This window comes from Marinobacter goseongensis (genome assembly GCF_023156235.1).
Classification (GTDB): Bacteria; Pseudomonadota; Gammaproteobacteria; order Pseudomonadales; family Oleiphilaceae; genus Marinobacter; species Marinobacter goseongensis.
Window position 1 is genome coordinate 244,898 of record NZ_JAKZAI010000004.1, and the last position, 21,138, is coordinate 266,035.

The window sequence follows — 21,138 nt, forward strand, 5'->3', positions numbered from 1 at the left end:
CAGGGCACATTCCCGGAACCGGCATCGTAAACGGTCACTAGGATAAAGCGCCCCTGCGAACATGAATACGGCTGTGACAAAGGTTTAATGCCACCTTCATGAAGTCTTTGTTTATTTCCGCAAAATGGCGTAATACATACATCTACAGGCGCCGTTTTACGTTCCTGTGACATTTATACGTGCTGAAGGGAGTGAACTGTATGGATCTTTTGCGAATTCTGGTTGCGATTTTGTTACCGCCGTTAGGCGTGTTTCTACAGGTAGGTATTGGTAAGCATTTCTGGATCAACATCCTGTTGACCCTTCTCGGCTACATTCCCGGCATTGTGCACGCGGTCTATATCATCGCCAAAAAATAGGCGACAGCGACCAGCCCGGGTACGCCCCGGGCTCAGTCAGAGGTTCTCTCCGGTCACCGACCAGACACTGTTCTTCTCCCGGGCTTTGCCATCCGCCTTCAGTTTCACCAGATGGGCCAGTGCCGAGCGGGCGGCAAGGCCGTGAATCGCCGCCGGCACGTCGTCGTAGGCCACCGCCGTCAGATCTTTCAGGGTCACTGGCGCAAGCTGCGCCAGAGCCTTGGCTACTTTGTGCTCCCGCGCCAGACGATGGGTGATCAGGTAGTCGATCACCGCCTCCGGATGTCCCATCAGAAAGCCGTGGGCCGGTGCAATGAAACGAATGGATTCCGCCAGCAGGTCGTACAGCGCTTCCAGATACGCTTTCATATCTCCGTCGGTTGGATTGATCACCACCGTGGAGCCTTGCATGATGTGATCGCCGGAAAACAGCAGTTGCTGATCCAGCAGTAAATAGCAGATGTGATTCGATGCGTGACCCGGGGTATGAAGGGTCTTCAGGATGCCGGCCTCGGTGACGATGAGATCACCGTGTTCCGGTTGGTCATCGGGTGCAAACGTTTGGTCCTGAGACGCCCCCGCGGGTGCCGACAGCCCGAACACCCGGCAGTCGGTACGGGCTTTCAGCGCCGCTGTGGCCGGCGAATGATCCAGATGGGTGTGGGTTACCACCACCTGATCAATGACCCCGCCGGTCAGTTCCAGAATGCGCTCGATATGAGCCGCATGGTCCGGACCGGGATCCAGCACGGTGAACCGCTCATGACCGATCAGATAAGTGTTGGTGCCGGGCCCGGTCATCATCCCGGGGTTCGGCGCTGTTAAGCGGATCACCCCGGCCGCCACTTCCACCGGCTGCCCCGGCACGATCTCCGCGTGGGTCGAGCCCTCCCCCTCCGGATCCAGTTTTGCAGCTTCGTCATAAGCCGGCGAACCCGGCTCCAGCATGACCTGCTGGCCTTTTTTCAGCGCCGGCCAGGGCTGATCGGGGAACGGCTCTGGTGGGTTGGCGTGGGCATAGCGCATGACCGCTTCGGTGGACTCGAAACTGCTGAGTATCCGCAACGTGCGGATCGTTGGCAGCCCTAGCAAACGCTTGCCGTCGCGGTGCTCTGCCAACGCATCGGCCGGACTCATCCACACATGATCGATGGTCTCCACGCCATCATGGCAGGCGGTCTGGTCTGCGGGCGCCACGGTCACGAAAAACCGGGTATCGAACCTCCGTGGCGGTCCCGGCGGCGTGATCCAGTGCCCCAGATAGGCCAGCCGATCCAGCGGAATGGCCAATTCGTGCTGAGCACACAACTGCGCCAGTGACCGCTCACCGGCGAACAGCGCTTGGCGCTCTTTGTGTACTGGGTGGTGGCCACCGATGGTGGCCCCGTCTGCGTCCACCGCCAGCAGAATCCCGGCCTCCTCGAAACACTCCCGCACCGCGGCCAGCATGTAATCCGCACCGCCCTCATCCAGACTCAGGGTCTGACTGATCTGCGCATCCGCCGGCCCCAGAGCATGTTCCCGCGCCAACGGTTCCTGCTGATCCACGGCACCGCCCGGAAACACGTAATAGCCAGGCAGGAACACCGCATCCCAGGTACGTTGAAGCAGCAGCACCTGCAGACCTTCTGTGGTGTCGCGTGTCAGAACCAGTGTGGCAGCAGGGCGAATATCCATAGACGTTCCGTTGTTAATTCTTGAGTGCGCTGACAAGGTTAGAACGAGGGTAGGAAAGTCCTTTCCTGCCCTCACCACCTCCAAGTCAAAAGGCGCATGAGTTCAAACGCAAGATAACCCATTTCTGGCAGAGCGTCCCGAGATGACCACTAAAGTCCAAGAGCGTATGATTCCGCTCTCACCCGAACTCGCACTCGCACTCGCACAGAAACAGGTACCCGACCTTGGCTCGTATAAAGCTTTCATTCCCGGACGACGTGTTTTGTTTTGAAACCCGGATGCCCGTCCGCATCACCGACATCAATGGCGCCAACCATCTGGGAAACGACGCACTGATTTCCATGCTCTCCGAAGCGCGGGCCCAGTTTCTGGTGAAGTACGGTATCCAGGAGGCCGACCAGAACGGTGTGGGTATTATCGTGACGGACCTGGCCACCATGTACCAGTCGGAATCCTTCTTCCCGGAAATGCTGCGGTTTGAAGTGGGGCTGATGGACTTCAACAAGTACGGTGGCGATTTCGTGTTCCGTGTAAGCAAAGCCGACAGCGGGCAGCCGGTGGCTCTGGCCAAGTACGGTTTTGTGTTCTTCAATTACCAGCGCAAGACCGTGGTGCCGATGCCGGAGGCGTTCCGCTCACGCTTTGACTGAGCGCTGCAGTTTGGCCATGCCGGCACGATAGAAGGTATAGGCCATGGTGCCGGCCAGCAGATTGCCCAGCAGCGCGCCGCTCATCAGTCCGGTCAGATCGCCCAGCCGGGCCCCGACCCACAGCAGCGGCAGAAAACACACGAACAGTCGCAGCGTGGATACCAGCAGTGCCCGCAGCGACAGCCCCAGGGCATTGCACACCGACACCATCAGCATGCACACCCCCAGCCCGCTGTAACTCAGCGGCACCCGCACCAGATAGTTACCCAACACCTCTTGCACCTCGGCGTCGCTGGTGAACAGTTGCGCCACCAGCCCGGAGGCCAGTACCCAGATCAGTCCGATGGCCAGCTGCCAGGCCACCACAAAGCGCACCGCCAGCCGCACCAGCGTGCGGATCTGGCCAATGTCACCGGCGCCCAGCATGCGCCCGATCATCGGCGGCATCGACATGGTCAGCGCCAGTACCACCACAATCGAGAAAAACTCGAGCCGCGTGCCCAGTCCCCAGGCAGCCACCGCCGCCGAGCCGAATCCTGCCACCAATGCAGTGGCCAGCATGGCCGCCGCCGGCGGCATCAGTTGACTGACCATGGCGGGTGCCATGATGCCGTTGAGCTGCTTCAGGGTGTTGAGCAGATTCAGCTGGCGCAGCTCAAAGCTGATCCAGTGTCGCTTTAGCAGCGCCGGGTAAATGATCAGCGCGCCGATGCCGAAGGCGGTAATGGTTGCCCAGGCCGCCCCCGGCAGGCCCCAGTCAAAGACAAAGATATACAACGGATCAAGGGCAATGTTGAGCAGGCTGGTGGCGATCATCAGGTAGCCGGGCAAACGGGTGTCGCCGTGGGAGCGGCACACGCTGTATCCGAAATAGAGCATGGCGCCGGTCCACGCCGATACCAGCCAGGGCGCCCAGTATTGGTTGATCACCGGCCGCAGGGCGGCTTCCGCGCCCAGCAGGTTCAGAATAGGGCCCTGCAACAGCCACACCGAGGCACACAACAACAACGCGAGACTGGCACCCACCGTGATCACCAGACCGCCCAGCCGCTGGGCGCGCAGGTCATCACCCTGACCAAGGGTGCGGGAGATAATGGCGGTGGTGGCAATGCCGAGACCCACGTACATACCGCTGACCAGCTGTTGCATGGGCACGGTAAAGCCGAGGGCGGCCAGCGGATCACGACCAAGCTGGCCGACAAACACGCTGTCGGCCAACTGGAAGGTCATCAGTGAGAGCACCCCGAACAACATGGGCCAGGTCATGGTGAAGAGCTGGCGGGCAAGGGAGGGGGTGTCGGGTGCGTTACTCACTGGTTGACAGGTGCTCGAATCGGAACGTGAAGGGCGCCGTAGGTCGGGTCAGCGCAGCGTAACCCGACAGTCTACAGGATCAGGCCAATATCAGAGTGCCTTCAGCGCCGCGTCGTAGTCCGGCTCGTGCTTGATGTCGTCAACCAATTCGCTGTGCAGAACCTTGTCGCTCTCATCCAGGACGATCACCGCCCGTGCGCACAGTCCGGCCAGTGGTCCGCTCTGGATGGCCACGCCGTAGTCCTGCTGGAAACTGTAGTTGCGGAAGCTGGACAGCGGAATCACCTCTTTCAGGCCTTCGGCACCGCAGAAGCGACCCGCGGCAAATGGCAGGTCCGCAGAGACAACCAGAACCACGGTGTTGTCGAGGCTACTGGCCTGTTCATTGAATTTGCGGGTGGAGGCGGCGCACACACCGGTATCGATGCTGGGGATGATGTTCAGGATTTTGCGCTTGCCGGCGTAGGCGTCGAGTTTGACGTCTTCCAGGCTGGTGTTGGTCAGGGTCAGTGCGGGGGCGTTGTCGCCGACCTTGGGGAAGGTGCCGCTGACTTCGATGGGATTGCCGTCAAGGTTAACGTTGCTCATGGAATGCTCCTGTTGTCTGGTTTGTTCTGACTAGCCTACTCTGTTTAGCGCAGAATGGATTGTTTTGCACCTCAAGTTCGGGAGAGGTCGGCCAGGGTAGCACTTCCCAAAACACGCTCAAGCCCATCCCTCTGGCTAACGCGTTGAAACCGACTCGGGCTCGAAGCCCACTGCCGGATGGCGTTGAACGAGCAGCAGGTAACTGGCCAATGCAGCGGCCGCACAGGCTGCGATAACGGTCGCCATGACCAGTGAGGTGCCGTTGTGCAGGTGGCCGACGAGTACCCCGGCCACGGCGGCGATGGCCATCTGGGTAAAGCCGAACAGGGCGGAGGCGGAACCGGCCATGTGGGGGAAGTTGGCCATGGCACCGGCCATGGTCTGGGGCAGCACCATGCCTACGCCGATCATGAACAGGGTCTGCGGCAGGATCACGGCCCAAACGCTGTAGACCTCAGCCAGCGCGAGGCCGGCCATGACAGCGCCCCCGGCAACGGCAATGGTCAGGCCGCGCACCAGGATCTGATCCGGCATCAGCCCGCTGCCGAGGCGGACGGCGGTGAGGTTGCCGGTAATGTAGCCCACCACAATGCAGGCGAAGAACAGCCCGAAATGCACGGGTTCAACGCCGAGAAAATCGATCAGCGCGAAGGACGAGCCCGACAGGAAGGCGAACAGGCCGGAGAAAATCAGCGCGTTGGTCAGGGTATACCCGAGGAAACTGAGGTCGCTGGCAATGGTGCGATAGTTGCGCATCAGACTGCACATCCGCAGTGGCTGGCGGTATTCCGCACGCATGGGCTCGGGAATGCCGAAAGCCACCACCACTGCCATGACCAGCGCGTAACCGGCCAGTGCCACAAAGATAGACGCCCAGCCAAGGCCGGAAACCATAAACCCGCCGATGGTCGGCGCCACGGCGGGCGCCAGCGCCATGATGCTGGCCAGAATCGCCATGATGCGAGCGGCTTCACGTGGCGTGTAGATGTCACGAATCGCGGCACGGCCGAGTACGGGTCCGGCTGATCCACCGAGGGCCTGCAGGAAGCGGCACAGCATCAGGGTTTCGATGTTGGTCGCGAAGGCACAGCCGATACTGGCGAGGGCAAACAGCAGAAAGCCGCCAATCATGATGGGCTTGCGGCCAAAGCGGTCTGCCAGGGGACCGCAAACCAGTTGCGCCAGGGCAAAGCCCAACATGTAAAGGCTCAGTGTCAGTTGCACCTGATCGGTACCGGTGCCAAAATCGGCGCCAATCTGTGGCAAGGCCGGTAGATACATATCGGTCGCCAACGGCCCCAGAGCCACAGCGGCGGCGAGTAATATGGTTGTCCAAACGCTGGTCAGCGCAAGCATGAAATTTCCCGATCGTATATAAAGATGAGCAAGCCCCTCCCCACTACCTGCGACCTACTCGAAGTCAGAGAAGTCTACGCCCGGAACCGGTGTCAGATAACAACCGGAACCCTCATACAACGTATGAGCAAAATCGATTGATTAATCGTGAAGGCCGTTCATGGTCGCGGCCACGGCGTTCACCTGGTTGCGGAGCCAGCGGTGGGCGGGATCGTTCTGATTGCGGCGGTGCCAGAGCATCAGCAGGGTGAAGGGTTTGAAATCGAAAGGCAGGGGCACCCAGGCAAAACCGCGGAGTAAATGATCACTCATCCGCTCCGGCGCCGTAGCCAGCATATCGGTGCCACGCAGGAACTCCGGCAGGCCCGAGAAATTGGACACCGTCACCGCATTACGCCGGGTCAGCCCGCGGGTGTTCAGCGACGTTTCCAGGGCCGGCTTTTCGCCGGTGGCGAACAGCAGCGACACATGGTCGGCCTTGAGGTAATCCGCCATGTCCTGCGGCGGCGCCCGGTGGTCCGGATCGTAGAACACCACCATCCGGTCTGCCATCAGGCCCCGCTGCATGATGTCCGTGGCCTCCGGCGCGTGAGGCGAGATGATCAGATCGCTGACATCCTTGCGCAGCATGTCAGCCGTGGGAATGCCGGAAGGAACCACCTGCAGCCGAATCCCTGGCGCCTCCTGACGCAGCGTGCGGAGCAGTCCCGGCAGCAGCAGATCGCGCTGATAATCGTTGGCCGCGATGGTGAAGGTGAACTCGGCCGTGGCCGGGGTAAACAGTGGGCCGCTGGACAGCGACTGCAGGTCGTCCAGAATCTGCCGGATATGGGGCCCCGCCCTCAGTGCGTATTGGGTCGGCGCAATGCCGCGGCCGGATTTCACAAACAGCGGATCACCCAGCGACTGCCGCAAACGGTCCAGGGTATGACTCACCGCCGACTGACTGACGCCAAGGCGAACCGCCGCGCGGGACACGCTGCCCTCATCGAGCACCGCCAGGAAGGTGGTCAGGGATCGGGTGTCGAGATTCAATGTATCGATGCTGTTCATGGATCGAAGTGTAATCCACTTCCACCCGGGCCGCCTACCTCTCCCTGCCTGCGTTCGAAGACGCTTTGCCGGCCCCGACCGGAACAGCAAAACGTCAGTCAGACCGCTCAGCCAGCCACTCCGCCAACTCCAGCCAGCTCTCCGAAGGCGCCTTGCTGCCCGCCAGAATTCCCATGTGTCCGCCGGGCACCACCCGGAACGTCTTGTCGGCAGAACTGACGTGGTCCATCACCCGCTTGGCGGCACCCGGAGTGGCCAGCGTGTCCTCCTGACCGGCGATCGCCAGTAAGTTGGCATTCACATTGCCGAGGCGGGCAACGTCCTCACCAATCTGGATTTCACCGTTCGACAACTGGTTGTCGATCCAGATCCGCACCACCGTGTCCTGAATAATGCCGCCGGGGTAAGCCACCATCCGGTCCAGAAACGCCGATGTAGTGGCGTGGTTAGTGACAAACTCCCGGTCACCCAGGCGCACAATCAGCTCCCAATAGCCCATCACACTGCCGATCGGATTGGTCAGCTTGAAGCCGATGGTGTTGGCCCAGCCGGGGGTGTGAAACCAGTGGGGTTTGACGTCGTGGATGCGAAAACCGGTGCGCTTGCGGACAAAATCCGCCACATCCGCCACCCGCTGGTACATCAGTCCCATCAGCCCGGAGGCGTGGCTGTCGATGGGCAGCCCCAGCACCACGGCGTTGCGGATGTGCTGATCCTCGCTCAGCGCCGAGTAGAACAGAGTGAACATGCCGCCCATGCTCCAGCCGTGCAGCGACAACTCCTGCTCGCCGCTGTGTTCACGTACCCGGTTCAGGTACGCCGGCAGCAGCTCCGCCACGTAGGTATGCAGGTTGTAGTGACTGTGCTGGCGCGTGGGCATGCCCCAGTCAATCAGGTACACCTCGAAGCCTTTCGCCCGCAGGAAACGCACCAGGCTGCGTTGTGGAAACAGATCGTAGATCAGCATGTTCACCGCCAGCGGCGGCACAATCACGATGGGCGTTTTGTGGGCGGTGTGCTCCACCGCGATGGTTTTGCCATCTAGCTCGATGGCATCCTCCGCCAGCGGCGGGTAATAGCGCAGGCTGACCAAGCCATCGGTGTACAGCGTCTCGAACGGTGTCTGCCCGGCCTGAACCAGGCTGGCGGCGCGGAAAACGCGATCGAAGGCATTACCCGCGTAAAGCGCGGTCTGCCGGGTAAGACCGGCCGCCCTGTCAGCAGCAGACTTGAAAAGGTTTGGCATGGGCATGTCCATGATGGAGTTGAAGCTCGCTGTAAATGCATTGATCACCAGACTCCGGTCCCCGAAGTCTGAGCCGGAAGGCTACCGCTGCCGTCGGCAATGAGCCATGGCACAATTGTCACATTCCGGTGGCACGCCGGTCACTTCGGGCCACTGCCCAATGACGCCTGTGGTTGATATGATTGCTGCCCATTGGACACAACAACCACAACAGGACCACCATGCTCAGCTTCCTGCCCGCTCCCGTTATCGGTGTTATCAACTCCATCCTGCTGGGACTCAATACCCTGTTCTGGTGCCTGCTGCTCTACATTCCGGCGCTACTGAAACTGCTGGTTCCCCATAAAGGCTTCCGTGTGCTCTGTACCCGCGTCATCATCTGGATCTCGGAATCCTGGGTGGCCTGCAACACCGGCTGGATGAAGCTCACCCACGGTACCCGCTGGGATGTGAGAGGGGCAGAGAACCTGCAGCGGGAAAGCTGGTACCTGGTGCTGAGCAACCACCAGAGCTGGGTCGACATTTTTGCCATGCAGCGGGTGTTCAACCGCCGTGCGCCATTCCTCAAGTTCTTCCTGAAACAGCAACTGATCTGGGTGCCGGTGATTGGCCTGGCGTGGTGGGGGCTGGATTTCCCGTTCATGAAACGGTACACCCGGGAATATCTGATCAAGCATCCGGAGAAGCGCGGCGAGGATCTCAAGGCCACCCGCATCGCCTGTGAAAAATTCCGCTACACCCCGGTGAGCGTGATGAACTTCGTGGAAGGCACCCGGTTTACCCGGGCCAAGCACGACAAACAGAAATCACCCTACACCCACTTGCTCTCCCCCAAGGCCGGCGGCGTTGCGTTTGTGCTTGATGCCATGGGCGACTCCATCCAGACCCTGGTGGACGTCACCATCGCTTACCCCGATGGCGCGCCCACCTTCTGGGATTTCATCTGTGGCCGGGTGACGGAAGTGAAAATGGAGATTCAGACGGTCACCATCCCGGAGCACCTGAAGGGGCGCGATTACTCGGCAGACGCCGAGCACCGCCGAAACGTGAAGGATTGGCTCGCGGAGCAATGGCGAGCCAAGGATCAGCGGCTGACCGCCATGCTGGGGCAAGATGGCAATCAGCCAGGCGCCGGGCGCTAGTTTGACGCGAGGGCGTCAGCCAGCTCCGGGTAGACCTGCGAGGCGGCAGCCATGACCTCGTTGAACGACGCCTCGGTGCCATAGGTGGTGCGCAGATAAGTGGCCATATCCGCCAGCGACCGGAAACTCTGATCGGAGGTGGCGCGGATAAAATCCCAGCCTCCGGACGCTTCGATGGCAGTGTTCCGCCCGATCGATTTACCGGCTCCGGCTCCGAGCATGCCGCCGAAGACACCGGCAAAGGGGATCGACTCCAGGGCCTTATTAGCGGCGTAGGCACCCGCTACGCCACCGATGGCACTGCCCGCGGTGGCGCCCAGGTTGGCATTGAGGGCCTTATTCACCCACTCGGCGGTAACGCCGTCACTGGTATAGGGGCTCAGGTAGGCGCCGGAATTGTCGGGCAGCACCAGATTTCGCAAGGCAGCTGCCTGTTGTTCCTGCTTTGCTGTCTCGTGGTGCTGTTTGATCGCCAGTAATTGATCGCTGTCCGGCCGTGCACGCGTGAGGACGACATCCCGTGGGTGAACGTCTCCGGGTGCTTGCACCTGGAGCTGGACCTGACTGCCCGCTTGGCCCCGGATCAGCCAGACTAACTGCCTCAACTCCAGCCCTGCAGCACTGCGAAGGTCATCACCGGCGGTTTCAGCAACTGCTAAGATCCGGTCACCGACCTGCAGTTCACCGCTTTGAGCGGCAGCGCCACCCGGTGTCAGGTAGTCAACAACGAATTGACCGGTCTCTTGACGGAGTGAGGCGCCGATCAACCCGTCGCCCGGACGGTCAGTGTCGGCAACCGGGTAGCCCGTGACATTGGCGTGAAATTCCCGCACTGCGAAGCCCGCCCCCGGAGAATAGCCGCCGCCACTGCAATACCAGTCTGCGGTTGTGGCATCGGTGCTTTCGGTGACCTGATCCCGGGGCGGCTGGATGGTAATGGTCTCGCCGGCGAAGGTCTGGCGCGTGCACACCCAGCGACTGCTGTCCATAAACTGGGCCATCGTGACGCCGGTCTGGTTCGGGGACGACATCGGCGTCGGGGCCGATGCGCAGCCACTGACCAGCCCTGCGCAGATGGCGATCGCCGAAAGTGCGATTGAAGAGCGTGAGACAAATGCTGCCATTTTGTTCTCCTGATCCGCTTACTGACTGATGGCAGCCAGCGTCTGCAGCGCCAGTTCCTGGCCCACATCGCGCAGGGACACCTGTCGTTCCAGCTTCTCGAAGCCGCGGTCCGTGGCGACCCAACGGCGGTCTTCGTCGGTTTCCGGCGGCACGCCGTTGGAATTGACCATGGCGCGAATGGCGCCATCGGTGACGTCCAGAACGTGAACGTGGAACTCACGGCCGGAGACCTGGCTGAGCACCATCAGATAATCCGCATGCTCGCTCAATGCGCGCATTTCCAGCCGGGCCTGATCCGGTGACAGGCGGGCGAATTCGCCATTCTCCAGAGCGTTATCGGTAATGCGCAGGATGGCATCACGATCAACGACGGTGACGCCGGCTTGCGTCAGCTGGGAAACGAAGCCGGTCTGGAGATCGAACGCGGGTGCCATCGGCGCACTGCGCCGGCCGGAACGGGTTTCCACTTGCGCCGCCGCGTTGGACTTGCCGTCCAGATTGACCTTGCCGTCCGGAATCTCACCCCGCAGGCTGCCCTGACCCGACACCACCACCCGGCGTTGACTGGCCCAGTCACTGACCTGATCGTTGAACGCACGGTTCCAGAACACCGCCATGCGTGGATTGCCGTTACCGACTCCGGCGCGGAACCGCTGCAGGATGGCCTCCGCGGTTTCGGTACGCTGGGAGGCGTTGGCTTCATTGCGCAGATCATCCAACGTCAGCGGTTTCTGGGGCGCCGCCTTCATCGGGGCGGCGGCATGGTCAGTGGCGGCCTGGGCGGCCAGCGGCAACAGGCCGGCGGCCAGCAGGGCAATCAGGGCTCGTTTCATCATTCAAGCTCCCGCACTTCAACCCGGTACTGCAGCGACTGTGTGCCGGTGGACAGGGTCTTGTAGGCACTGACGCTGTTGGCGGGAATGGTGCTGCGCTGCCAGACCGGTTTGGCATCCACGGGCACGCCGTCTTCATCGAAGAACTGGGTGCGCGCCTCGATGCGATAGTCGAAGTCGGTGTGGTTGCGCAACACCGCATACACTTCGGTGGTGCCGGTCTCGGTGCGGCGCCGGCCATGGTTCTCCACCGACAGGCGGTAGGTCTGGCCACTGCCCAGAATGCCTTGCGTCCAGGTGCGGCTGAGATCGTAGTCGGTAAACACCACGGTGTTGTATTCTACCGGCGCGGTGCGGCCTTCCAGTCGCGTGGAGTCACTGGGCAGAGAGGTGCAGCCGGCCACCAGCAGGGTGGTTGCGGCAGTGATGGCAATCAGTGTGCGGATCATCGTTGTTCTCCTGTACCTGTCAGGGGCGCCGGGACGTGGCGAGAGCCAGTCCCTGACCGCGGCCGTCGAAGCGGAACTCAGTGGTATCGGTCAGACCGGGAATCGGCTGGCCGTTCTTGTCGAGAAAGCGCACGGTGACCTGCTGACCAGGCTCCGCTCGCAGTGGAATGATGTGCAGGGTGTCTGGCAGCGCTTCCCAGTAACGGATATCGGCGCGCACATTGGCCGCCGCGGACATGCCTTGGGCCGCCACGCTCACCAGGCTGATGGCGGCAAAGCCGGCCCCCAGCACGCCGCCAGCCGAGGCACTGGCGCCCGCCAGCAGACTGTTCTGGCTGACCGAGCTGAGGTTGGTGCCAATGTCGCGGGTGGTGGTTTTGTACTGGACCTGGCCCTCAACAATACGGTCGATGGCGCGACCGCCGCGGGTGGACGCCTGGAAATAGATATCTTCCATCGGGTATACGGTTTCCCAGGTTTCGCCGGCCTGCCATTGCGCGCCCACGTCCGGGAAGTCCTTGCCGCGGCGGTACACCAGCTGGTAATGGCCGACGCCATCGCCCAGTTTGCGGGGTGACTGGCCGGTTTCCACGATAAGCAAGGCGTTATGGTCGTCAGCAGGAATAGGCGCATCCGGGCGGAACGCCATCAGTTCCTGAAAGTGCTCTTCCGCCAGCTTGTTGCTGTCCATCCGCAGCGCAGCCCAGCCGGCAAGATAAATCAGCGACGCGAAATCGGCACTGTTCTGCTCTTCCTCGGCAAAGGCGTCCTGTAGCAGACCACTGATAAAGCTGGCTCGGGCGTTGCCATAATCGCCCTGCTCGAGAAAAATCAGGCCCAGGTAGAGGTACACCATGGAGCGCTCGTAAGGCTCGCCCTTGAAGTCTTTTTCGGCTTCCTCGTACCAGACGCTGCGGGCCTTGCGGGCGGCGTCGTCATCGGCGTAGATACTCTCAATGCTGACCCTGGCGCGATCCAGTGCCGCTCTGGCTTCGTCCAGGTGGCCGGCACGATAGGCCTTTAGGCCGATCTCCATCAGGTTGAGCACTTCGTTCCGGCGCCCCTCCTCGTACAGGTTGCGATAGTCCTGCTGTACCACCGTGGGTTTGCTGGCGATGACCTGTTCCTGGGCCGCAGTCAGACTCGAGCGATCGTAGGTCTTGGGGCCGGTGGCACACCCCACCAGCGACAGCGACAGAATGGCGCTGGCCAGCAGGGCCGGCCGGCGCTCAGCGATAAACAACATCGTCCCGACCTGCTTTGCGCATCTCGTAGAGGCCGCTCCAGATGATGGTGCCCAGTTCCATATCGACCATCTCGAAACTGATCTGGCTGTAACGTGACTGGGTGCCATCACTGCGATCGGCGGCATCCAGTGAGGTGATTCGACCGGCCAGACGGTAGTCGGCACCGGCCTGTGCCGCGGTCTCGCGGATGGTGCCACCATCCACGGCGCCGTCGCGCTTGAGGTCGCGTTCTTTCTGCACCATGGCAGCGTATTCACGCCCCACGAAAATCATCCGGCCATTGGAGGCGCGGTTCAGTTCAATGCGCAGACGGTCGGTCAGCATATTGGTGTTCACCACTGAGGAGCTTTCGTTGCGCATGTACTCGTTATCAATAATGATCCGCGGCGGAATGTCCCGGCCCGCCAGCATGCGGTTGGCCAGCATGTCGCGCATCATTTCGTCGGTGACTGCCACAATGTCCTGGCTTTCGATGCCGACACCGCCCACGCGCCCGGTGGTGGAGGCGTCTTCGTACACGGTGGCTTTGCCACGGGTGTTGTCAATCTGGCCGGCGCAGCCGGTTAGCAGGAGCGTGGTTGCCGCGACAGCGGTGAACAGGCATGTCTTGGTATCCATCTTCATAGTCAGTCTCCGATCAGTAAGTGGAAGCCAGTACGGCACCGAACTCCGGGTATATCTGTGAGGTGGCCTTCACCGCGTCGTTGAAGTTCGCAGTGGTGCCATACTTTCGCTTCAGGTAGCGGGCCATATCAGTGAGCGAATCGAAGCTGCGGTCTGAGGATGCCTTGATGGCTTCCCAGCCGCCGGATGCGGAGATCGCGGTTTCCCGCCCGGTTTCCTTGCCTATTTCAGCGCCCACCGCGCCACCGATCAGCCCACCGAGTCCGAAGGGCACGAAATCCAGGGCCTTTTCAGCGGCATAGGCTCCGGCCATGGCGCCAGCGGCGGTGCCGACGGATGCCCCCATACTCGCGTTATTGGCGAGATTGACCCATTCCGCGAACACATCATCGCTGGTGTAGGGGCTCAGGTAGGGACCAGCGTTATCTTTGCGAACCAGCCTTTCCAGAAGCTGCTCTTCGGTGAGCATCTGCCCCTGGGCATCTTGCAGCGGGCCTGTTTTCGCGGCTGCGATCAGCTCGGCTGAGCGCTCTGTGTTGGACATGTAGCTCACGATGCTGGCCGGAACACCGTTCTCCACCAATGTGCGACGGTGCTCGTCAGTCATGTTGGGGTAGTAAGGCCACTGGGCCCGCTTTTCGGCATAGGTCTCCAGCAGGTTTGTGACCAACTGGGGATTGGTGTCAGCAAACACCGTGCGGTATCTGGTCTCAACTCTGCGGGTTTCCTGGTTCCACTGAGTCAAGTCCGCCGGATAGCTGCTGACGACCTTGCGCAATAGCTCAGCTTCCTCCTCGCCATTATCCAGAGCTTCTTTGATTTGCCAGCCTTTTAGCCCGTCAGGCCCAATCAGCCAAGCCTGCGCTTCCAGTGGAAGCACGTTAATGTAGCCGGGCAGTTCAGCATAAGTGCGATGGTACTCCAGGCGGTTATCCACGGGGGCAAGGGCGGCAATGCCGGCGACTGCCAGTGGATTGAATAACGGAGCGTCGCCGGTTTTCACAAAGGCTGCCAGGGCGTCAGGATCGTCTTTCGCTATTCGATCAAACCGAGGTTGCTGCTCGGCAATTGTATCCGCGATGTTGCGGGCATGAATGACACTGATGGTCTCCAGGGTGTCCGTAAGATCGGCCTGATCGGTTTCATAGAGTGAGCCGAGGAAAAGCATGGGCGTCGGAAAGTAGACACTGAAATACTGCTTGATGCTGTAGCTTGCCGAGCTGGTGGCGAGTGTCTCGCCGTCCCAAACAACCTGCAGAGTGTCGGTGTACTCGTGGCCATCGACGGCGGGAACCAAGGTCAGGGTGAGCAACGATGCGAGAAAATTCAGTCCGGATGTGGTGATGTAATTGGCCGACTGAGACTGCACAACCTCCACGGCCGGTAAATCGTCTGCCGCAGGTATGAGCCATGGTTCGAGTATGGGGGAATCCGTGGTGAAGGGAGTAGTTTGTTGATAGGCCTGGGCGTTTTTATCGAGAGCACTGTCATCCAGTTTATAGACGGCACAGCCTGACAGCGCGAGTGTTGCTAGTGTTGCCGTAAAAACGGCTTTCCATTGGCGGGCGGAGCTTTTTTCCATGGTTGGGTACCTGAGTCTCATGATGCGATCGCACGACGCGCAATGTTTGCTGCAACATTCCGCGAATTGTGACGCAGTCGTTGTTTTGCATTACGGATACTTCATTTTGAGGGATCGGGGAATACCCTAGGCAGGGTAGGACTATCGTTTGGCCCGATAAGAGTTTTGGCCTTTGACGACAATGAATGCAAGTCATTAAATTTTATATTAAAGATGAGGTTGCGCGCAGATTGTAAAATTTCGCAAAATCAGGCGCTGAGTCGGCGCAGGGGGGCGAGTTTGAGCGCTGATGGGGTCAGCGCTCGTTGTCTTCCACATCCTCCGGGTGCTCCTGCTTGTAGCGCTCCCACTCTTCCCAGTCATGGGGCGTGCCGGCATGGGGCCGGCGCAGGTGTTTGGCGTGCTCCAGGGCGTTGTGGCGCAGGCTGTGGTCTCGCTCTTCCTCTTCCTTGTCGAAACCGTACTTTTTCAGGAACTCATCGGGGCTGATGGGCATGGGCGATCACCTCCGTCGGTGAAATGAACTCCTCAAGAGTACGATGCGCCCGTCTCCTCGGTTTTTCAAGTTGCGGTATCGGTGCTCTCGGCATCTTTGCCGGCGACGATTTCCTCGGCACTCACCAGTTTGAAGTTGATCTGTTTCCGTTCCTCATCCACGTCCGCGAAGGTCACGGTGACCGGCTGTTCCAGCTGGAAAATCCGGCCGTTCTTGTTGTGGATCAGGCGCAGGGTGACGGGATCGAAGCCGTATTTGCCGTCCAGAGTGCGGCAACTGACAAACCCTTCCAGGCCATTGGCGTCCAGGCGCACAAAGAAACCGGCGGGCACGGTGCGGCTGATGACACCGGTCATCGGGTCGTTGCCCAGGGTTTTGGCAAAGTCGCTCTTGAGCCAGCTTTCCAGACTGTTGGCGGCCTGGCGGGCGCGGATCTGGGTGGTCTGCAGTTCCGCCAGCTGCTCGGCGCTTAGCTCGCCCATGGCTTCCTGCCACAGCACTGCCTTGATCAGACGGTGCACGTAGAAATCGCTGAACTTGCGCAGCGGCGAGGTGAAGGTGGTGTAAGCCGCCAGCCCCATGCCTTGATGAGGCGCGGCGTCAAAGGCCAGCTCCGCGCGGGCCAGCTGGCGGGAGAGGATGGCCTTGACCGGGACGTCTGCGCTCACATTGTCGGTGCGTTTCATCAGTTCGCGGAAACCCGCGGCCGATGTGGCATCCACGCCTGACAGGTTCGGTGCGTAGCGTTCGAGCAGGGTGCGAACGTTGTCGGCACGGTCATCCCGCAGGCCGGGATGCTGGATAAACAGGCCTTTGGCCTGCTGACTGAGGAAGTCGGCCGCGCAGCGGTTGGCAGCCACCATGCATTCCTCCACCAGCCGGTGGGCTTCGTTCTGTACCGAGGGTTCAATCAGCCGTACCCGCTTGTTCTCGTCCAGCCGCAGGCGGAATTCCGGGCGATCGGCACTCAGCAGCGCGTGTTCGTTGCGCCATTTGCGCAGGGCAGTGGCGGTCTGGTGCAGCTGGTCGAGGCTGTTGGAGACGGCATCCGGCAGCGCCTTGATATCGTCGTCTTCGCGGCCTTCGATCAGGTTGGACACCAGCTCATAGCTGAGCTTGCCCTTGGACTGGATGACCGCCGTGTGGAAGCTGTACGCGCCCAGGCTGCCATCGTTGTTGACCTGCAGATCGCACACCAGGGCCAGACGTTTGACCTCCGGCATCAGCGAGCACAGGCGGGTGCTGAGGCTGTCCGGCAGCATCGGCAGCGGTTCACCGGGGAAGTAGATGGCCGTTGCCCGGCGGTAGGCTTCGGCCTCCGCCGCGCTGCCGGGTTCGATCACCGCGGTAGGATCGGCGATGGCAATCGACAGCTTCCAGCCGGTGGCATTGGGTTCCGCCAGCAGGGCATCGTCCATGTCCTGAGTGCCGGGGCTGTCGATGGTGACGTAGGGCAGGTCGGTGCGATCTTCACGATCCGCGGTCCGCGCCTCGATGGTGGCCTCACTCAGAGCTTCCGCCTGTTGCTGCACCGCCTCCGGCCAGGTGTCCGGCAAATCGAAGGTGGCCAGCGTCAGCGCCCGTTCGATACCGGTATCCCCGGGTTTGCCCAGCACTTTCAAAATCTGGGCCTGGCCCTTGCCGTCCTTGATCGGATGCTTGTGGATGCGGCAGTAGATGAAATCGTCCGGGCTGGCGTTCATCCGCTCTTTCGGCGGAATGAAGATCCAGCGGTTGATGCCGGGGGTCTCCGGCACCACGAAGTGGCCTTTGCCCTTGATCAGGTAGCGGCCGACGAAGGTGTCGAGACTGGTTTCCAGCAGCTCGTCGATCACGCCCTGGATCTTGCCCTTGTCGCCTTCCTGTTCGGTGACATTGACGCGGTCGCCGGGCAAGACCTTCAGCATTTCCTCCGGCGGCAGGAACACGTCCCGACCCTCATCCAGCGCTACGAAACCGAAACGTCCGTTGGTGGCTTTGACGGTGCCGGGAAAGACTACCTTGTTTTCTTTGATGTCGGTTTTCAGCTGGCGCAACTGGCTGAGAGCGTCGGCATTGAGCATGAACGGAACCTGGCTGGCGAAGTTGTGAGTGTCAGGGCCGAAGTATAACGGTTATGGCCGGGCACGTCAGACCTCTTACACAACCGCAACGCTGGCGGGGCGTCAGCCAGCCCGACGCCCCGATTCAGGTCTGTGGCGCCTCAGTTGTGTTCGGCAAATACCCGGGTCTGGCCCTGCTCGTTGAACAGAATAACCTTGTAGTGATCCTTGCGGTCACCCATTTCCATGCCCGGTGAGCCTGCCGGCATGCCCGGAACACTCAGGCCGGTGGCTTTGGGCGCTTCCGACAGCAGGCGCTTGATGTCATCCGCCGGCACGTGGCCTTCAATCACATAGTCACCGACAAAAGCGGTGTGGCAACTGCCCAGCCCGGCAATCAGCCCGGCATCGGCCTTGATCTTGCCCATGTCGTTAGTGTCGGTGGCCGTGACCTCAAAGCCGTTGTCTTCGAGGTGATCGATCCAGTCACTGCAGCAGCCGCAGGTGGGGGACTTGTACACATGGATACTGTCGGTGTCGTCCGCTGCCAGCAACGGGCTGCTGACGAGGGCACTGAAACCGAAGGCAATGGCAAGGCCGAGCGCTTTTTTACGCAGAGTCATAGGGTATTCCTCAATGATGATGGCTGTGATCGTCGGCAGCGCCAGCGGAGGACGGTGACAGCCAGAACCACCACACAATCGCTGCCATCAACAGCACGCCACTGGCATTGACCAGGAAGGTTTCCATCAGTTCCGCTCCTCATGCTGACCGGTGTTCGGTGTTTGGCTGGTCCGGAACAGCCGCAGACGGTTGGCGTTGGTGACCACCGTGACCGACGACAGCGACATGGCCGCGCCTGCCAGGATGGGGCTCATCAGAATGCCCCACACGGGGTAAAGCAGGCCGGCGGCGACCGGTATCCCCAGGGCGTTGTAGATGAACGCGCCAAACAGGTTCTGGTGAATATTACGAACGGTGGCGCGGGATATCTCAATGGCATCCGGCACGCCGTGCAGCGAGCCCCGCATCAGGGTGATGGCGGCGCTCTCGATGGCGACATCGGTGCCGGTTCCGATGGCAAAGCCCACGTCCGCGGCCGCCAGTGCCGGGGCATCGTTGATGCCGTCGCCCACCATGGCCACGGTGTACCCTTTGCCGCGCATGGCGCTGACCACTTCGGCCTTGTCTTCTGGCAGCACCTCGGCGCGGTAGTCGTCGATGCCGGCTTTGGCCGAAATGGCTTTGGCGGTGGCGTTCACATCGCCGGTCACCATCATCACCCGGATCCCGGCCTCGTGCAGGCGGCGGATGGCCGCTCTGGAGTCCGGCTTGATGGCATCGGCCACTCCGATCACCCCCAGCACCTCCGTACCCAGGGCCAGGAACAGCGGCGTGCCGGCTTCCTCGGTAATGGCTTGTGACGCTTCGTCCAGCGCCTCGACAGACAGGCCTTCGGCCTCCAGCCAACGGCGATTGCCCAGACGCAGGGGCTGGCCATTAAACTGGCCCTGCACGCCTTTGCCGTTCAGTGCCTCGAAGCCGGTGACGTTCTCCGGTTGCACGCTGCCTTTTTCGGCTTTGCCCATAATGGCCTCGGCCAGCGGGTGTTCGGAGTGCCGCTCAAGGCCCGCGGCCAGTGCCAGCAAACCTTGCTCATCGCCATCGCTGGCGTGCAGGCGAGTCACCGCTGGGTGACCCTCGGTGATGGTGCCGGTCTTGTCGAGAATTACCAGGTCCACCTTGCCGGCGGTTTGCAGCGCATCGCCCTGGCGGATCAGCGCGCCGTATTCCGCGGCCTTGCCGACACCCACCATCACCGACATCGGCGTGGCCAGGCCCAGGGCACAGGGGCAGGCGATGATCAGCACGGTGGTGGCTGCCACCATCATATGTACCACCGCAGGCTCCGGGCCGACGTTGTACCAGACCAGCGCCGCCACCACCGCAATCAGCATCACGCTGGGCACGAACACCGAGGAGATCGTGTCTGCCAGACGACCGATCGCCGGTTTCGAGCCCTGGGCTTTTTTCACCAGTTTGATGATCTGGGCCAGTGCGGTGTCGCTGCCAACCCGGGTGGCTTCGTAGATAATGGCGCCGTGAGTGTTGAGGGTGCCGGCGGAAACGTCGTCGCCTTCACTCTTGCTGACGGGCATAGGCTCGCCGGTCAGCATGCTTTCGTCGATGCGGGTGCTGCCCTCGGCAATCACGCCGTCGACCGGCAGTTTTTCCCCGGGGCGTACGCGAATGTGATCGCCTTTGCGTACGTCCTCCACTGGAATGTCCCGTTCCTCACCGTCGCGAATCACCCGTGCGGTTTTCGCCCGCAGGTCCAGCAAACGGCGAATCGCCTCGGAGGTCTTGCCCTTGGCCCGTAATTCCAGCGCCTGGCCAAGATTGATCAGGCCGATGATCATGGCGGAAGCTTCGAAATAGACATGGCGCGCCATTTCCGGAAGGGCGTCCGGGATACTGGTCACCACCATGGAGTAGAGCCAGGCCGTGCCGGTACCGAGAGCAATCAGTGTGTCCATGTTGGCGTTATGGTGGCGGAAGGCTTTCCAGGCGCCGATGAAAAAATGGCCACCGGTGGCAATCATCACGCCCAGGGTAAGCACGCCCAGGTTGAGCCAGGTCACCTGATTGTCGGCGCTGACCATCATCGATCCGAAGCCCATGCCCCAGACCATGAGCGCCACACCCAGGCTCAGGCTGATGGCCATTTTGATCAGCAGGGTCCTGTACTGCTTGCGATCGTCCTGCTGGCGGCGGTCGTCGGCTGCGTCTTCGTCTTCGATCACGCTGGCCCCGTAGCCGGAGCTTTCCACCGCCTTGATCAAGGCCGCGGGGTCGGCATCACCGCTGGCGGTCGCGGTGTTGTCTGCCAGGTTCATGTGGGCTGCGGTTACCCCATGCACCGACGTCAGTGCTTTCTCTATGGTGTTCACGCAGGACGCACACGTGGCGCCGGTGACCGCCAGGTGAATCTGCCGGTCACCGGCGGCCGGGGTGTCGGCCTGTTCTTCCCGGTCATCGGTGGACTCCACGGTGACCGCAGCCGGTTCGGACTCGTGTGGGTGTTCCTCGTGCCCGGCCTGCCGCTCTTCGCCGTGACCGTCTCCGTGGGGGGGCAGAGGTTTTGCCAGATAGCCGCTGTCGCTGACCAGCCGCGCGGCTTTATCCAGATCAATGTCTTCCGGCAACGCCACGATCTGGGTTTCGAGATTGACGGCGACATGATCGCCGTTGCTCACCAGGGGCTGCAACGCCTTACGGATTTTGCTGGCGCAGCCCTGACAGCTGGCGCCGGAAATGGCGAGGGCGGGGCGTAATTTGACGGTCTGATTCATGT

At 61.3% G+C, this 21,138-nt stretch carries 19 protein-coding genes; 3 read left to right on the top strand and 16 right to left on the bottom strand.

Translation table 11 applies throughout. The features are described 5' to 3' along the window. Positions 1 to 200: 200 nt before the first annotated feature. Positions 201 to 359, top strand: coding sequence for a YqaE/Pmp3 family membrane protein (locus MLC70_RS04710; protein WP_248181915.1), 159 nt, complete (start codon positions 201 to 203; stop codon positions 357 to 359). A 36-nt stretch (positions 360 to 395) separates the two neighbouring features. On the opposite strand, the gene MLC70_RS04715 is transcribed toward MLC70_RS04710, so the two are convergent. Beyond that, positions 396 to 2,036 (bottom strand): MBL fold metallo-hydrolase, encoded by a 1,641-nt coding sequence (locus MLC70_RS04715; RefSeq protein ID WP_248181916.1) that lies wholly within the window; start codon positions 2,034 to 2,036, stop codon positions 396 to 398. 224 nt (positions 2,037 to 2,260) lie between these two features. Between MLC70_RS04715 and MLC70_RS04720 the strand changes: the two genes are divergently transcribed. Further along, entirely contained in the window at positions 2,261 to 2,686 is a 426-nt protein-coding gene (locus tag MLC70_RS04720) for a thioesterase family protein (protein ID WP_248181917.1), read from the top strand. Here MLC70_RS04720 and MLC70_RS04725 read toward each other — a convergent pair. The 5 genes from MLC70_RS04725 to MLC70_RS04745 all read right to left on the bottom strand — a co-directional run bounded on the left by MLC70_RS04725 (position 2,672) and on the right by MLC70_RS04745 (position 8,243). Beyond that, positions 2,672 to 3,952, bottom strand: coding sequence for an MATE family efflux transporter (locus MLC70_RS04725; RefSeq protein ID WP_248181992.1), 1,281 nt, complete (start codon positions 3,950 to 3,952; stop codon positions 2,672 to 2,674). The genes MLC70_RS04720 and MLC70_RS04725 overlap by 15 nt on opposite strands. Before the next feature lie 138 nt (positions 3,953 to 4,090). Then, positions 4,091 to 4,588 (bottom strand): thiol peroxidase, encoded by a 498-nt coding sequence (gene tpx, locus MLC70_RS04730; protein ID WP_248181918.1) that lies wholly within the window; start codon positions 4,586 to 4,588, stop codon positions 4,091 to 4,093. 135 nt (positions 4,589 to 4,723) lie between these two features. Continuing rightward, positions 4,724 to 5,944, bottom strand: a complete 1,221-nt coding sequence (locus MLC70_RS04735) for a multidrug effflux MFS transporter (protein ID WP_248181919.1) — start codon at positions 5,942 to 5,944, stop codon at positions 4,724 to 4,726. Between the two features lie 141 nt (positions 5,945 to 6,085). Continuing rightward, entirely contained in the window at positions 6,086 to 6,997 is a 912-nt protein-coding gene (locus MLC70_RS04740) for a LysR family transcriptional regulator (RefSeq protein ID WP_248181920.1), read from the bottom strand. Between the two features lie 94 nt (positions 6,998 to 7,091). Further along, a complete protein-coding gene (locus MLC70_RS04745; protein WP_248181921.1) occupies positions 7,092 to 8,243 on the bottom strand; it encodes an alpha/beta fold hydrolase in 1,152 nt (383 codons plus the stop codon). Between the two features lie 221 nt (positions 8,244 to 8,464). On the opposite strand from MLC70_RS04745, the gene MLC70_RS04750 reads away from it, so the two are divergent. Beyond that, positions 8,465 to 9,385 carry a 1-acylglycerol-3-phosphate O-acyltransferase, YihG family gene (locus tag MLC70_RS04750; protein WP_248181922.1) on the top strand — a complete coding sequence of 307 codons (921 nt, stop codon included), beginning with the start codon at positions 8,465 to 8,467 and terminating at the stop codon, positions 9,383 to 9,385. Here the strand turns inward: MLC70_RS04750 and MLC70_RS04755 are convergent. The 10 genes from MLC70_RS04755 to MLC70_RS04800 form a co-directional block, all read right to left on the bottom strand. Next, positions 9,382 to 10,509, bottom strand: coding sequence for a S41 family peptidase (locus tag MLC70_RS04755; protein WP_248181923.1), 1,128 nt, complete (start codon positions 10,507 to 10,509; stop codon positions 9,382 to 9,384). The two genes, MLC70_RS04750 and MLC70_RS04755, sit on opposite strands and share 4 nt — an antisense overlap. A gap of 18 nt (positions 10,510 to 10,527) precedes the next feature. Then, positions 10,528 to 11,346: a hypothetical protein gene (locus MLC70_RS04760; protein ID WP_248181924.1), complete on the bottom strand. Its 819-nt coding sequence runs from the start codon at positions 11,344 to 11,346 to the stop codon at positions 10,528 to 10,530. Next, a complete protein-coding gene (locus MLC70_RS04765) occupies positions 11,343 to 11,792 on the bottom strand; it encodes a YcfL family putative periplasmic lipoprotein (protein WP_248181925.1) in 450 nt (149 codons plus the stop codon). The genes MLC70_RS04760 and MLC70_RS04765 overlap by 4 nt, the downstream gene beginning before the upstream one ends. Positions 11,793 to 11,811: 19 nt before the next feature. Beyond that, positions 11,812 to 13,038 carry a COG3014 family protein gene (locus MLC70_RS04770; protein ID WP_248181926.1) on the bottom strand — a complete coding sequence of 409 codons (1,227 nt, stop codon included), beginning with the start codon at positions 13,036 to 13,038 and terminating at the stop codon, positions 11,812 to 11,814. Then, on the bottom strand, positions 13,022 to 13,663 hold the full coding sequence (locus tag MLC70_RS04775; RefSeq protein ID WP_248181927.1) for a penicillin-binding protein activator LpoB: 642 nt from the start codon (positions 13,661 to 13,663) through the stop codon (positions 13,022 to 13,024). The genes MLC70_RS04770 and MLC70_RS04775 overlap by 17 nt, the downstream gene beginning before the upstream one ends. Before the next feature lie 13 nt (positions 13,664 to 13,676). Next, positions 13,677 to 15,245 (bottom strand): carboxyl-terminal protease-like protein, encoded by a 1,569-nt coding sequence (locus MLC70_RS04780; RefSeq protein WP_248181928.1) that lies wholly within the window; start codon positions 15,243 to 15,245, stop codon positions 13,677 to 13,679. A gap of 295 nt (positions 15,246 to 15,540) precedes the next feature. Beyond that, positions 15,541 to 15,741, bottom strand: a complete 201-nt coding sequence (locus tag MLC70_RS04785; RefSeq protein ID WP_248181929.1) for a hypothetical protein — start codon at positions 15,739 to 15,741, stop codon at positions 15,541 to 15,543. 65 nt (positions 15,742 to 15,806) lie between these two features. Beyond that, on the bottom strand, positions 15,807 to 17,804 hold the full coding sequence (locus MLC70_RS04790; protein ID WP_248181930.1) for a ribonuclease R family protein: 1,998 nt from the start codon (positions 17,802 to 17,804) through the stop codon (positions 15,807 to 15,809). A gap of 140 nt (positions 17,805 to 17,944) precedes the next feature. Further along, entirely contained in the window at positions 17,945 to 18,406 is a 462-nt protein-coding gene (locus tag MLC70_RS04795; RefSeq protein ID WP_248181931.1) for a DUF411 domain-containing protein, read from the bottom strand. A 126-nt stretch (positions 18,407 to 18,532) separates the two neighbouring features. Further along, the gene (locus MLC70_RS04800; RefSeq protein WP_248181932.1) at positions 18,533 to 21,136 is read right to left on the bottom strand and encodes a heavy metal translocating P-type ATPase; all 2,604 of its coding nucleotides are present in this window, start codon (positions 21,134 to 21,136) and stop codon (positions 18,533 to 18,535) included. Positions 21,137 to 21,138: the final 2 nt, after the last annotated feature.

Excerpts from the sequence above, each read along its gene's own strand:
- MLC70_RS04710 (WP_248181915.1), top strand. The coding sequence starts at position 201 with ATGGATCTTTTGCGAATTCTGGTTGCGATTTTGTTACCGCCGTTAGGC.
- MLC70_RS04715 (WP_248181916.1), bottom strand. The coding sequence starts at position 2,036 with ATGGATATTCGCCCTGCTGCCACACTGGTTCTGACACGCGACACCACA.
- MLC70_RS04725 (WP_248181992.1), bottom strand. The coding sequence starts at position 3,952 with ATGACCTGGCCCATGTTGTTCGGGGTGCTCTCACTGATGACCTTCCAG.
- tpx (WP_248181918.1), bottom strand. The coding sequence starts at position 4,588 with ATGAGCAACGTTAACCTTGACGGCAATCCCATCGAAGTCAGCGGCACC.
- MLC70_RS04735 (WP_248181919.1), bottom strand. The coding sequence starts at position 5,944 with ATGCTTGCGCTGACCAGCGTTTGGACAACCATATTACTCGCCGCCGCT.
- MLC70_RS04740 (WP_248181920.1), bottom strand. The coding sequence starts at position 6,997 with ATGAACAGCATCGATACATTGAATCTCGACACCCGATCCCTGACCACC.
- MLC70_RS04745 (WP_248181921.1), bottom strand. The coding sequence starts at position 8,243 with ATGCCAAACCTTTTCAAGTCTGCTGCTGACAGGGCGGCCGGTCTTACC.
- MLC70_RS04750 (WP_248181922.1), top strand. The coding sequence starts at position 8,465 with ATGCTCAGCTTCCTGCCCGCTCCCGTTATCGGTGTTATCAACTCCATC.
- MLC70_RS04755 (WP_248181923.1), bottom strand. The coding sequence starts at position 10,509 with ATGGCAGCATTTGTCTCACGCTCTTCAATCGCACTTTCGGCGATCGCC.
- MLC70_RS04760 (WP_248181924.1), bottom strand. The coding sequence starts at position 11,346 with ATGATGAAACGAGCCCTGATTGCCCTGCTGGCCGCCGGCCTGTTGCCG.
- MLC70_RS04765 (WP_248181925.1), bottom strand. The coding sequence starts at position 11,792 with ATGATCCGCACACTGATTGCCATCACTGCCGCAACCACCCTGCTGGTG.
- MLC70_RS04770 (WP_248181926.1), bottom strand. The coding sequence starts at position 13,038 with ATGTTGTTTATCGCTGAGCGCCGGCCGGCCCTGCTGGCCAGCGCCATT.
- MLC70_RS04775 (WP_248181927.1), bottom strand. The coding sequence starts at position 13,663 with ATGAAGATGGATACCAAGACATGCCTGTTCACCGCTGTCGCGGCAACC.
- MLC70_RS04780 (WP_248181928.1), bottom strand. The coding sequence starts at position 15,245 with ATGGAAAAAAGCTCCGCCCGCCAATGGAAAGCCGTTTTTACGGCAACA.
- MLC70_RS04785 (WP_248181929.1), bottom strand. The coding sequence starts at position 15,741 with ATGCCCATCAGCCCCGATGAGTTCCTGAAAAAGTACGGTTTCGACAAG.
- MLC70_RS04790 (WP_248181930.1), bottom strand. The coding sequence starts at position 17,804 with ATGCTCAATGCCGACGCTCTCAGCCAGTTGCGCCAGCTGAAAACCGAC.
- MLC70_RS04795 (WP_248181931.1), bottom strand. The coding sequence starts at position 18,406 with ATGACTCTGCGTAAAAAAGCGCTCGGCCTTGCCATTGCCTTCGGTTTC.
- MLC70_RS04800 (WP_248181932.1), bottom strand. The coding sequence starts at position 21,136 with ATGAATCAGACCGTCAAATTACGCCCCGCCCTCGCCATTTCCGGCGCC.